Below are 12,238 nucleotides of genomic sequence, written 5' to 3'. Positions count from 1 at the left end.
CGGCATCGTCGCCACCTCAGCGTCGACCTTTCAGCGCCAGCAATCTCTGGCGCGCATGCGAGGCTGTGTTTCGGGTGCCGGCGCTATTGCCCGAGGCGTTGGCGGCCTGAAGCTTCGGCATCTCGTCCTGCGCCCTGTCGTCCGCGAAAGTGTAGCGATCGGCCTTGAGCCAGGCCTCGATCCGCTCCTCGCATTCCACCGGGTTGAGAGAGGCAAGCAGGTTGGCGGCACGATTGGCATCGGCGTCCATGCGGGCCAGCTGCGGATAGAGCCGCGTCAGCACATAGACCGCATCTTCGAAATTCATTGCAAGCCCGATCAGGGTGACCGCAAGCTGACGGCCGGAGATGTCCAGCAGAATGCGTTCGGCCAGCCAGCGGCTGGAAGACATCGCATTGGCAAGCGTGGTGGCAAAGTGACCACCCTCGCGCGAACGGGCAAACCGCACCATCAGCGCTTCCTGCAGCGGCGACAGCGAGAAGAGACCGAGGCGGTCGCTTTCGGGGCGATGGAGATGGGCGCTCAGCGAACGGATCGTCTGGCGCAGTTCTTCCTCGCGCATGCCGCGCTGCTCTTGCGGCTGAGCGATTGGGTTTACCTGCGCAGCCGGCTTGGCCCTGGCTTCCATCGGGGCAGGCGTCTTGGCCGGTGCCACGGTTTGAACCGGTTCGGGTTTGGCAACCTGCGTCTCGTCCGGCGCGACCTTCATGAAACGCGGCGTCGCATTGTGAGCATGCGTCTTGTCGGCCGCCGTTCTGTGTTCGTGACGCAGTCCCACCAGCGCGTCGATGACCCGCGGCGACAGCGCCTCGCGGCGCACGATGGCGCGGGCATGGGCGGCCCCTTGTGTGCGGGCAATCAGGATCAGCAGATCGTCGCTCATGCAGGGCGAGGATGCCAGAAACGGCGCTGCAATCGAAATCGGTTGCGATGCGATGAAATGGGCCACGGCGGGCGGCACCTGCGGACTTTGCGACAGGGCGGCCACCGCCTGGCGTCTGGCCTCGTCGGAGGATGCCTGGAACAGCGGTGCAAACAGTTCTGCGAACTGGCGCAGTTCCGATTTGGACGGAAACGACAGGCTCTCCAAGCCCGAAACGGTCGCCATCAACACCACATCCTTTTTACGCACGGCCTCTGGCCGCTCCAATTCCCGAAACTGATTGTTCACAACTCAACCCACACAAACGCATCACATTTAATTCAATCTAGCTCTAATTCATTAGAAAGTTGTTAACTATCCTGTGGCGTCATATGATAGTTAGATCGAAGCAGTGATTTGTTTCGGTTGTCTGGGATCAGACGGCGTACGCGTTCCTGGCCTGAGGACTTTGGTCTGAAGGCCCATCGCGACGAGAACGGCGCAAATGCCTCTGGATTACGGCGCCAAATGACCGCGCCATCCGGAGATGCGCCAGCCCTTGAATATACAAGGGCAGGGTGAAATCGAGTTCTCTTCATCCGTCTCATGGCTTGCATTGGAGACGACACATGGCAGAGGTCATATCGATACATGAAAGGATCGCCCGTCAGCGTGGCAGGACATCGCCTGTCGACGGCGGCGAGGCGGCCATCCTTTTGTTCACCGGCATTCGTTACGAGCGTTTTGAAGACAGTCCGGCGGCAGGAAAGCCCCTGCAAAACAAGGCCAAGCGCGTAGCCCGCGGCGTTGGAAAGAAGGATGTCGATCAGGCCTGAACAGGTCGAGATCAGCAGAGGTCGCGGCCCGTCCTGAAGGCCGAAGCCGCAGCCTAAAGCCCGGCGAACTGCGCACAGGCCGCTTCGCTCAGAAAGGCTTTGGCGCCCTCTTCGAAACTGGGCTGTGGCACCATGATGCGAAGAACCGCGTAACCGTTGCGTGCAGGCATTTCCACAATGATCGATTGCGAAAGAACGTCCGGCGGTGCCCTGCGGATGCGGGCAACCTGCTGAGGCGAGGCGATCAGCACATCCAGCACCCCATCCACCGATGTCCGGTCATTCATGCTGAACACTTCATTGGCGTCGGCATCGAAAATGGCAACCGACCAGAATGTCCGCCCGTTTTGTGCCAAAAGCCGCACCGGTGCGGATGTCGTATCGAAATGGCACACCGCCGTCCTGAGAAACGGATCCATATTGGAGAGGCCCGCCTCGTCGATATCGGCCGATAGCGGATGGAAGTCGTTTGCCTCGCCCTCGGCCTGAACGCGCGTATAGGCATCGCGTCCCGTGAAATGCGGCACCGACAAGATGATGATGATGTGCAGAACGGCAGCCCCGATCAGGCCGGTGGCAACGGCCAGCAAGACCTTATTCATGACCGCAGCCGATCTTCTCGACATTTGGCATGTCGAGATCGAGCAGGCCCGAATTGCCCGCAGCCGGCGTATCCAGCAGCCGCAGGATCAGCGTGAAATAGCCGGTATCCGGCAATGCCAGCCAGTTCATCGGCTTGGCGGTCGGCGACAGCGTGATGGCAAAGCTTCCATCCGGTTCGCGCAATACGGTACGGGAGTTGTAAGCCGCCGGCAGTTCCTGCGGGATCGGCAGGGGCTGGCCGGAAAGATCGGCAGCAAACAGCGTCCAGGCTCTCGCCTGTGGGGTGGTGCCGTGAATACGGTAGCTGCAGGTGCCGGTCAGGCGTTCGCCGTCATCATCTTCGGTCGCTGAAAATGTCAGCCCTTCGGCGCTCCCCAGCAGCAATAGTCCGGCGCGGGCCCGATGCGATTTGGCGTAAGGATCGGCTGCCTCGGTCTGGCCAAGCGGGTAGGCGGCCCAGGCACCGACGTGAATGCCGCCTGCACCGGCAGAGGCATTGAGCGCAGAAATCGTCGAGCCGATACCGCCGCCAAAGGCAATCAGAAGAGCGACGGCAATGAGCAGCGGAACCCGGAACACGATGCGGTTCAAATCCTCGGTGAACGATTGTCGAGGGGTAGCCTGATTCCGCCACAAGGGAAAGAGGCGTCGTCAACGCGCACAGGCTGGACGACGCCGGGTCAGGGCCTCTCCCTATGCCGCGCTGCTTGCCTTCGGTCTGGAAACCTGTGCCACCAACCAGCCATTGCGCCCGCCATTCTTGACTGCGTAGAGAGCTTCATCCGCCCTCTTCGACAGGGCATGCGTCTGCTCGGTGCTCTCCAGGGAACCACAGGCCACACCGATGCTGACGGTGATGCGGTTCTCGCTGGTGCCGGTGAAATCGTGACGAATATCCATTGCCGCCACCGCGCCGCAAAGCTGCTTGGCCAGCAGCGAGGCTCTGGCCCCGTCGCAATCGGGAAGGAACGCCAGAAATTCCTCGCCGCCATGGCGACCGATATGCATCAAGGGAGCAGTTTCCTGTTCCAGGGCAGCGGCCACCATCGCCAGACAGTGATCGCCGGCGGCATGGCCGTAATTGTCGTTGAAGGTCTTGAACTTGTCGATGTCGATGATGAACAGTGCCGCATTGCCAAGCCCTTTCACCTTGCCGTCTCGCATTGCCGCTAGCGCCGCATCGGTGCCGCGTCGGTTGGCAAGCCGGGTCAGGGGATCGGTGAAGGAGAGCCTTGCAAGATCCTCGTTCTGGCGCGAAAGCTCGGCCTTCAAAAGCTCGTTCTCATGGGCCTGCTTGAACACGATCAACCGTTCTGCCTCAAGCTGGTGACAGGTCACCATCGTCAGCAGAAAGACGGGCATGTAGACCACGAAATGCTGGAACACATAGTCGGGCGTCGAACCGGAGAGGAACCAGATAAAGCTGTAATTGATGACGAAGGTGACGAGGCTGGCAATGAGGCTTGGAATGAACGGCGTCTTGGCTGCAATGGCAATCACCGCCTGGAACACCAGTGCTGCATAATAATAGCTCAGCACCGAAGGATTATGGCTGGAAACCACAATCACGCACCAGAAAAGATTACCGCTGACCGAGACGCAAAGCGCTGCCACTTCCTTGTGCCGCAGCGGTGCAGAGCTGCGCAGATAGGCCAATAACAGGATCGCGATGGGCAGCACGACGCCGAAGCGCAACAGGACAGCCAACTCAAAGGCATCCGGCACCAGCAGGTAATCCACCACGATATAGGACAGGTAGAAGGCGCAGATCGCCGTCACAGTCTGAAACAGAACATGCGCTCGTGCCTCGACCCTTGAGGCGTCATAGGCGGTGCGCTCTTCGTCTGTCAGTGTGGGGCGTGCGTCGAGGCCAAGCCAGCTCGTCATGAGATGTTTACTCGCAATTGTCTTACGGTCGCGCCGATCATGGCGTCGACCAGACCAATGCGGCTTGGTCGGTTAATTCCGCTTTAAACTTTGGGGTATCGGCCAGCCGGAAACAGTTCTGGTGATATCGATGGTTAATCAACCTCAAACGGTATGTCTTACCGCAGAGCCGCCGGCTCGGGCTCGATGCTGGCCGTCGTCTGCGCATCACGCGTCAGCGGTGCGGCATCGCGCAGAAGACGGGCTGCCTCGCGCACGATCCGGGTCGATTGCGCAGACAATGTGCGTGGCCGGATCAGCTCAGGCACGGTATCGTCATCCGCTGAACCACTCTTGCCGATCTTGCTGGCCAGTCGCGGGCCATCGGGTAGCGGGTTGTCGACGCCCGGGATCGGCTTCAGCTCGATCCCCTGATGCGCGTAATCCATCAGCTTCTTGAAGGTCATGGCCGGCAGAGAACCGCCGGTCATATTGGCCGATGAGGTATAGTCGTCATTTCCGAACCAGACGGCTGCGGTATAATTGCCGGTAAAGCCGCAGAACCACGCATCGCGATAGGCTTGCGTCGTGCCGGTCTTGCCGCCGGTGAGAACGCCATCGACCGCCGCGCGCCGCGCCGTGCCCACATAGGGAACGCGCGTCAGCATCTGGTTCATATAGGAAGCAGCCGTTTCCGACAGAACCCGTTCCGGTGGCGGTTCGTCGCGGTCGAAATCGTAAAGCACGTCGCCGCCATAGGTCATGATCTGCGCAATGCCGTGCCGGCGCGATTGCAGGCCGCCGGCGGGAAACACCGCATAGGCGGTCGCCTGATCGAGCACGGTCACTTCCGAGGTTCCGATCGGGATGGTCACATCCTTGCGGATCGGGGTCTCCACGCCGAATTTCTTGGCCTGCGCAATAATCTGGTCGATCGGGTTTGGCCCAAGCTTTTCCTTGGCCAGCCGCACCGGAATGGTGTTGATCGACTTTGCCAGTGCGGTCTTGATATCGATCCGCCCGGCATAGCTGTTGCCATAATTATGCGGGTTCCAGTTGCCCCAGTGGATCGGCGCGTCGACAATCGGGCTGTCCGGCGTCATGCCTTTTTCCATGGCCAGCGAATAGGTGTAGATCTTGAAGGACGAACCGGGCTGGCGCAGCGCGCGGGAGGCGCGGTTGAACTGGCTTTCGCCATAGTCGCGCCCGCCCACCATGGCGCGCACAGCCCCGCCGTTTTCGATCATCACCAGCGCGCCCTGGCGCACATGGAAACCCTCGCCATATTCGCGCAGGCTGGATTCCACCGCCGCCTCTGCCGCCTGTTGCAGGCCCAGATCGATCGTGGTGCGCACCACCAGCGAATGCTCCGGCATGCGTGCGGCAATGCGCTGTACCTCATCGAAGGCCCAGTCCAGGAAATAGTCGGGCGCTTCCTTTTCGTCGCGGTCGATAACGGTTGCCGGATTACGCCGCGCGGCAATCACCTGACCTTCGCTCATCAGCCCGCCCTGGACCATGTTGGTCAGCACTTCGTTGGCGCGGGCACGCGCTGCCGGCAGGTTCACATGCGGCGCATATTTTGCCGGCGCCTTGAACAGGCCGGCCAGCATGGCGCTTTCGGCAAGGTTCACCTCGGTGAGGTTCTTGCCAAAATAGAACTGCGAGGCAGCCGCTGCCCCGAAGGTGCCGCCACCCATATAGGCGCGGTCGAGATAGGTGGAGAGAATTTCCTTCTTCGACAGGTTGGCCTCCAGCCACAGCGCCAGGAAGGCTTCCTTGATCTTGCGCTCCAGCGAGCGCTCATTGGTCAAAAACAGGTTTTTCGCCAGCTGCTGGGTCAGCGTCGAGCCGCCCTGGACCACGCCGCCGGCCTTGGCGTTTTCGCTCATGGCGCGGGCAAGGCCTAGGAAATCGATGCCGAAATGGGAGAAGAAGCGGCGATCTTCCGTTGCCAGAACGGCCTTGATGAAATGATCCGGCAACTGGTCCACCGGCACCGAGTTTTCGTGGATGATACCGCGATGGCCGATCTCGTTGCCGTAGCGGTCGAGGAAGGTCACGGCGAAATTGCCACGACTTCGCCAATCTTTGGTGGTTTCTTGAAAGGCAGGCAAGGCAAGCGCGAGCATGAGGACAGCACCGGCGGTGCCCAGCGTCATGCCTTCCCCCAGGATTTCGAAGACCCAGCGCTTCCATCCGCGCATGCGGAACTTGCGCGAGAAGATGGTGATGTCTTCCCAGATTTCGCCGGCACGGAAACCTGCGCTCCAGAGCGTCGAGTCGATCCAGCTGTCGATACGAAGGAGAAAATGGCGCTTGAGACGCTTTTTCCGGCCTGGCTGATCCTGGTCCTGCACGCAAAAATCCTGTCTTCACCCGCGCGCAGAAGCTTGACGTGGCCTGCCCGAACGGCCAGAGCTAGCCCGAAATGCGCGATCTATTGCACAAATAGATGAGACATGTGCACGGAAAGAACAAGTAGAAAAGCCTGATATGAGGGCTTTGGAAGATCAAAAATGACTGAGACCGTTCCATTCTGGAAACACAAATCGCTCTCCCAGATGAGTAATGATGAGTGGGAAAGCCTGTGCGATGGCTGCGGGCTCTGTTGTCTCAACAAGCTTGAAGACTGGGAAACCGGCGCCATTGCCTTCACCTCGGTCGCCTGTCGCCTGCTGGATGACAAGAGCTGTCGCTGCAAGGACTATGAGAACCGACAGGACACGGTGCCCGATTGCATCCAGCTCACCGTGGAAGGTGTCGAGGACATTGCCTGGCTACCGCCGACCTGTGCCTATCGTCTGGTGGATGAGGGCCGCGATCTCTACTGGTGGCACTATCTGGTGTCCGGCGAACGCAACACCGTCCACGAAGCCGGCATCTCCGCCAGCGGCCGCACGGTGTCGGAAGAGGATGTACCGGTCGAAGACTTCGAGGACTATCTGATCGACTGGGATGTGCTGCGCGAGAACGAGCCGGATCCGACGATAGCGGGATCAGGCAATATCTGAAGTCGGCATATGCCCGTCCTGTTCTTGATCTCGATCAATTAAACGATGCTGCGGGCGCGTTTCATTCAATCGAGGTGCGGAATTATTGCGGCCAGATCGGTTTTTAGTTGCTAAATTAATCCTGCCTTAAATGGAAATCTGTAGTCATCCCCCATCGTTCTAAGCTGCGATGACGAAGATCCGGTCTGCCCTTACAGCAAGAGGCCCGGCGTTAGCGCACTCCAGAACAAAGGTTCCGGGGGGCGGCATGCTGAAGGCAATTGGGCAATACTGTACGACATGGGGCGATGGGCGCCATCGGCAGGCGCTCGCCGAGGCCTATGTCCCGATCGTGCGCGGTTTCCTGGTTCCCGGATGTGCCTATTATCTGTTCGTCACCTGGGGCCATTGGCGTGACGAGACAGGCACCAATCTGGCAATTCTGGCCAGCCTCAGTTTTATCACCGCGATCTCCTATGCGCTCCTGCGCCAGGTTGTTCTGGCCGGGCGTCAGGTCGATCTGGGCTTGCTGGAACGGACGGGGCTGGCCATCAATCTGCTGATGTATGCCAATGTTCTGGTCCATATGCTGGTTCATTTCGAGCCGTCGAAGCTGATCTATTTCGTGCTGATGGCCGTCGTCTTTTCCACCTCCGGCGTGACACTGAGGGTCACCCTTGCCAGTATCGTCCTGTCGATCGGCACCTTGTTCTGGCTTTCCCAGCAGGCCGATGCCGCGACCGCCGAACAGTATATGTTCATCGGCGTTGCCGGCTCATTTGCCGCCTTCGGCATGACCTGGTTGCTGCGCAAGGCGGTCCTCAAGCAGATAGAGGCCCGTCTGGCAGCCGATGCAATGACAGCAACAGCGCAGGATCTGGCCCGTACCGACCCCCTGACGTCGCTTCCGAACCGACGATCCATTTTCGACGAGCTCGACTGCCTGATTGCTGCCGGAAAACCATTCTGGTTCGGGGTCATCGACCTTGACCGGTTCAAGGCCATCAACGATGTCTATGGTCACGTCGTCGGTGACCGGCTACTGGTGTCGGTGGTCAAGCGCCTTGCCATCAATCTGTCCAGTGAGGGCGTTACCCTTGGCCGGATCGGTGGCGATGAATTTGCCGTCATTGTTCCCGATGACTGCACCGACGAGACGATCCGTCGGGAATGCGATGCCTTGATTGCGCGATTGTCCGAACCCTTCATGATCGATCTGCACAGACTGACCGTCGGCGCGTCTGCAGGCTTTTGCCGTTTCCCGGGCGAAGGCCTTTCGGGCGCGGAACTCTATGAGCGTGCCGATTACACGCTCTACAAGGCGAAGGCAGGCTCCAGAGGCCGGACCGTCGTCTTCGATGTCTGCGAGCAGCGCGAAATGACCGAGCGGGTGGCGCTGGAACGTGCCTTGCAAGAACATGATCTGCATGACGAACTGTATATCGTGTTTCAGCCGCAATATTCGGTGCGCGATGCCGCGGTCACCGGTTATGAGGCCCTTGCCCGCTGGAATTGTGCGGGACTGGGCGCGATCCGGCCCGACAAGTTTATCGAGATTGCCGAGCGGTCGGGCCGCATGCCGATGATCACGACCGTCTTGTTTCAAAAGACGATGCAGACACTGGCCAACCTTCGCGATGACATTACCCTGTCTTTCAACCTGTCGGCCCATGATCTGGTTTGCCGCTCGATCGCGGGTAAGCTCCTGTCGGTGATCGAGCGTGCGGGCGTGGCGCCGCATAGGGTCGAATTTGAAATCACCGAGACGGCGGTCATGATGGACCTTCCATTGATCCGCAGTATTCTTGAAGACCTGCGGGCAGCCGGCTGCCGGATTGCACTGGACGATTTCGGCTCGGGCTATTCCAGCTTTCGCCATATCGAAACCCTGCCGCTCGACAAGATCAAGATCGACCAGAGCTTCGTGCGCACGCTCAAAACCAGCAACACTTCGCGCGAGATCGTTGCCGGTCTCTTGAGCCTGTGTCAGCGGCTGAACCTGCGCAGTGTCATCGAAGGCGTTGAAACCTCAGCCGAACTCGAAATACTCCTGCCGCTCAATCCCGATCTCATTCAGGGCTATTACTTCGGCGCACCTGTCAGTGCAGCGGACGTTCTGGCAATCAGCGGACGACGCAAGGCCAGAATGATCGCCCAGGTCAGCTGATGTTCGAAACAACAACGGGTCAGCCTGCCTTGCCGTTTCTGCGCATCAGCACGATGAAGAACACGCCGCCGGCAAGCCCGGTAATGATGCCGAGCGGCATATCCTGCGGTGGAATGATCACGCGTGCGACGATATCGGCGGCCACCAGGAAAATGGCCCCGACGAGCGCCGAAAGCGGCAGCACCCGGCGATAATCGCCTCCGACCACCATGCGCACCAGATGCGGCACCATCAGCCCGACAAAGGATATGATGCCGGAAAAGGCAACGGCTGCACCGGTCAGAAGCGCGCAGACGACAAACACCGTCATGCGAAAGCGACCGGCAGAGACGCCAAGGGTGGTCGCACTCTCGTCGCCCAGCGTCATCGCGTTGAAATTGCGTGCGTTATAAACCAGATAGCCACCGCAGATGAAAAGGGCGGCCAGCGGATAGGAAAGCTGGTTCCATTGGGCAAGCCCCAGCCCGCCCAGCATCCAGAAGACCACGGTATGCGTGGCGCGCGGGTCGCCCAGAAAAATTGCCAGACTGCCAAGCGAGGTCAGCACGAAGGAGATGGCGACGCCCGAGAGAATGAGCCGGCTCGCATCGCTCGCATGGGCAAAGCGCGCAACCGCCACCACCAGCAGCGTGCTGCCGAGTGCGCCCAAAAAGGCAAACAGCGGCACGGTGATGAGGCCCAGGAACATGCCGGTATGCAGCAGCACGATGATCGCGCCAAGCGCAGCCCCCGACGAGATGCCGAGCAGATGCGGATCGGCCAGTGTGTTGCGGGTCACGGCCTGAAGGGCCGCACCCACCAGTGCCAGACTTGCCCCGATGGACGCGCCCAGCAGCGCCCGCGGTAGGCGCACCTGCCAGACGATATTGTCGCGACCGGCACTCCAGTCGGCCTCCAGGCCGGACATGCCCAGATGGCTGAGGGTGATCTTCCACACATGGGCAAGCGGAATGGCGGTCGCGCCAAAGCTCACGCCAGCCGCAATGGTCGCGACCAGAGCCAGGATCAGCGCCACCACCAGCCACGGCATCAGATGCACGATGGCGTGGCGCGGGCCGTAGATGAAATGCCGGTGGCTCATCAGCGAACCGGCGGGTTGAAGGCAGCAGCCAGCGTCTTGATGGCCTCGATATTGCGCGGGCCGGGCGTTGCCTCGGCATAGGGCAGCACCACGAAGCGATTGTTCTTCACCGCTGGGATATCCTGGAAGGCCGGATTGTCACGCATGAAGGCGATCTTCTGTTCGGCGCTCACTTCGCCGTAATCGACAACCACCACCACATCCGGATTGCGCTCGATCACGCCTTCCCAGCCAACCGTGGTCCAGCTGGTTTCCACATCGTCCATGATATTGGTGCCGCCGGCAGCCTCGATCAGCGCGGTCGGCATGGCATAGCGCCCGGCGGTAAAGGGTTTTTCCTCGCCGGAATCGTAGACAAAGACCTTGAGCGGCCCCTTGCGCTCCGGCAGATCCGCCATCGCCTCGGCGAGCTGCTGCTTGTAGCCGGCGACCAGTGTCTCGGCGCGTTCCGCCACGCCGAAGATGCGGCCAAGATTGAGAATGTCGCCATACATGTCGTCCATCGACGACTTCGACTTCTTCATGATGTGGATGCAGCTTTCGGTCAGCTCATAGACCTTGATGCCGAAGGGCGTCAGCGTGTCGGGCGTGACCTCGCCGCCCACCTTCATGCCGTAGTTCCAGCCGGCAAACAGGAAATCGGCGTCGGCACCCAGCAACACTTCCTTGGTCGGATAAGTGGGCGTCAGTTCCGGCAGGGCTGCGATGTCGGCGGTCAGCGTCTCGTCCAGCGTCTTCCAGCCGGTCACCCCGGTATAGCCGGCCATATTGCCGGTCAGACCGAGCGCCAGCATCATTTCCGTGAGGTTGACGTCGTTGGAGACGGCCCGTTTCGGTGCCGCATCGAAGGTCACCTCGCGGTCGCAGCTTTTGACCGTGACCGGAAAACCGGATGCGGCAGCCGTTGTTGCCGAAAGGGCGAGTGCGGACAGAAGCAATGGGGCGAGACGCATGATTATTTCCCTGAAATGGATGGCTGAAGATGGAATGAAAAACGCGGCCGCCCGGTGACCGGGTGACTGTCGATCACGGTTTCCACGGCAAAGGTGTCGCGGATCGCATCGGGCGTGAGCACATGGCCGGCGGCACCGAAATCGACCTGGCGGCCCCTGGCCAGCACCAGCACATGATCGGCATGGGCAGAGGCCAGCGACAGATCGTGCAGCGACACGATCACCGTGGTTGGCAGATGCGACAACAGCGCCAGGACTTCGAGCTGATGGCGGATATCCAGGTGGTTGGTGGGCTCGTCGAGAATCAGCAGGTCGGGCTTTTGCGCAAGCGCACGCGCAATCATCACCCGCTGCTTTTCGCCACCGGACAGCGAGGCGAAATTGCGCGATGCCACATGGTCGATCTTCATCAGGGACAGCGCGTCCCCGATTGCGGCATAGACCGCGTTCCGGCTCATGCCTGATAGATGGGGCGACAGCCCAAGTTCGACGATTTCGGCGACCGTCAGCCCGAAATCGGTGGCAGGTTCCTGCAAAACCGTTGCAATCCGTCGTGCGACATCGCGCGGCTGCATGTCCCACACATCGGCGCCATCCAGCAGGATACGGCCGCAAGAGGGGCGGTGATAGCGGTAAAGACAGCGCAGCAGGCTGGACTTGCCGGCGCCATTGGGCCCGACTATGGCCAGCATCCGGCCGGCCTCGACGGCAAAATCGATCTCGCAGACAAGGGACGGCCCGCGATGCGGTCCCCAGCTCAAGCCTTCGACGGCAAGCCGGGCCGGACTAGAGCCGATCAGGGACGACGGCAGTTCCATCGCAAGCCTCCACGCAAGAAGCGGGGGAGCGGGAAGAGCCTATGCGGCCGTCAACAGCA

Annotated in this window: 11 protein-coding genes; 3 read left to right on the top strand and 8 right to left on the bottom strand. The window is 60.5% G+C overall.

Annotation, left to right across the window (positions count from 1 at the left end):
- Positions 1 to 16: 16 nt before the first annotated feature.
- Complete coding sequence (locus tag ACQQ2Q_RS02380; protein ID WP_428186462.1) at positions 17 to 1,108, bottom strand: DUF2336 domain-containing protein; 1,092 nt, start codon at positions 1,106 to 1,108, stop codon at positions 17 to 19.
- Positions 1,109 to 1,491: 383 nt separating this feature from the next.
- On the opposite strand from ACQQ2Q_RS02380, the gene ACQQ2Q_RS02375 reads away from it, so the two are divergent.
- On the top strand, positions 1,492 to 1,698 hold the full coding sequence (locus tag ACQQ2Q_RS02375) for a hypothetical protein (protein WP_428185418.1): 207 nt from the start codon (positions 1,492 to 1,494) through the stop codon (positions 1,696 to 1,698).
- A 53-nt stretch (positions 1,699 to 1,751) separates the two neighbouring features.
- On the opposite strand, the gene ACQQ2Q_RS02370 is transcribed toward ACQQ2Q_RS02375, so the two are convergent.
- From ACQQ2Q_RS02370 to ACQQ2Q_RS02355, 4 genes are all read right to left on the bottom strand, one after another.
- On the bottom strand, positions 1,752 to 2,300 hold the full coding sequence (locus tag ACQQ2Q_RS02370; protein WP_428185417.1) for a DUF1254 domain-containing protein: 549 nt from the start codon (positions 2,298 to 2,300) through the stop codon (positions 1,752 to 1,754).
- Positions 2,293 to 2,880: a DUF1214 domain-containing protein gene (locus tag ACQQ2Q_RS02365; protein WP_428185416.1), complete on the bottom strand. Its 588-nt coding sequence runs from the start codon at positions 2,878 to 2,880 to the stop codon at positions 2,293 to 2,295. The genes ACQQ2Q_RS02370 and ACQQ2Q_RS02365 overlap by 8 nt, the downstream gene beginning before the upstream one ends.
- Before the next feature lie 114 nt (positions 2,881 to 2,994).
- Entirely contained in the window at positions 2,995 to 4,188 is a 1,194-nt protein-coding gene (locus tag ACQQ2Q_RS02360) for a GGDEF domain-containing protein (protein WP_428185415.1), read from the bottom strand.
- Between the two features lie 158 nt (positions 4,189 to 4,346).
- The gene (locus ACQQ2Q_RS02355; protein ID WP_428185414.1) at positions 4,347 to 6,527 is read right to left on the bottom strand and encodes a transglycosylase domain-containing protein; all 2,181 of its coding nucleotides are present in this window, start codon (positions 6,525 to 6,527) and stop codon (positions 4,347 to 4,349) included.
- A 159-nt stretch (positions 6,528 to 6,686) separates the two neighbouring features.
- Here ACQQ2Q_RS02355 and ACQQ2Q_RS02350 point away from each other — a divergent pair, with 159 nt between their 5' ends.
- Both ACQQ2Q_RS02350 and ACQQ2Q_RS02345 read left to right on the top strand, forming a co-directional pair.
- The gene (locus ACQQ2Q_RS02350) at positions 6,687 to 7,181 is read left to right on the top strand and encodes a YcgN family cysteine cluster protein (protein WP_428185413.1); all 495 of its coding nucleotides are present in this window, start codon (positions 6,687 to 6,689) and stop codon (positions 7,179 to 7,181) included.
- Between the two features lie 247 nt (positions 7,182 to 7,428).
- Positions 7,429 to 9,327, top strand: a complete 1,899-nt coding sequence (locus tag ACQQ2Q_RS02345) for a putative bifunctional diguanylate cyclase/phosphodiesterase (protein WP_428185412.1) — start codon at positions 7,429 to 7,431, stop codon at positions 9,325 to 9,327.
- A 19-nt stretch (positions 9,328 to 9,346) separates the two neighbouring features.
- Here ACQQ2Q_RS02345 and ACQQ2Q_RS02340 read toward each other — a convergent pair whose 3' ends face one another.
- The 3 genes from ACQQ2Q_RS02340 to ACQQ2Q_RS02330 are packed head-to-tail and all read right to left on the bottom strand — an operon-like array spanning position 9,347 to position 12,179.
- Positions 9,347 to 10,408, bottom strand: a complete 1,062-nt coding sequence (locus ACQQ2Q_RS02340) for a FecCD family ABC transporter permease (protein WP_428185411.1) — start codon at positions 10,406 to 10,408, stop codon at positions 9,347 to 9,349.
- A complete protein-coding gene (locus ACQQ2Q_RS02335; RefSeq protein WP_428185410.1) occupies positions 10,408 to 11,361 on the bottom strand; it encodes an ABC transporter substrate-binding protein in 954 nt (317 codons plus the stop codon). The genes ACQQ2Q_RS02340 and ACQQ2Q_RS02335 overlap by 1 nt, the downstream gene beginning before the upstream one ends.
- A gap of 2 nt (positions 11,362 to 11,363) precedes the next feature.
- Complete coding sequence (locus tag ACQQ2Q_RS02330; protein ID WP_428185409.1) at positions 11,364 to 12,179, bottom strand: ABC transporter ATP-binding protein; 816 nt, start codon at positions 12,177 to 12,179, stop codon at positions 11,364 to 11,366.
- Positions 12,180 to 12,238: the final 59 nt, after the last annotated feature.

It is taken from the genome of Agrobacterium sp. ES01 (genome assembly GCF_050320885.1).
Taxonomy (GTDB): domain Bacteria; phylum Pseudomonadota; class Alphaproteobacteria; order Rhizobiales; family Rhizobiaceae; genus Allorhizobium.
The sequence above is the reverse complement of the archived record's forward strand: the minus strand, read 5'-3'. Positions and strand labels throughout refer to the sequence as shown.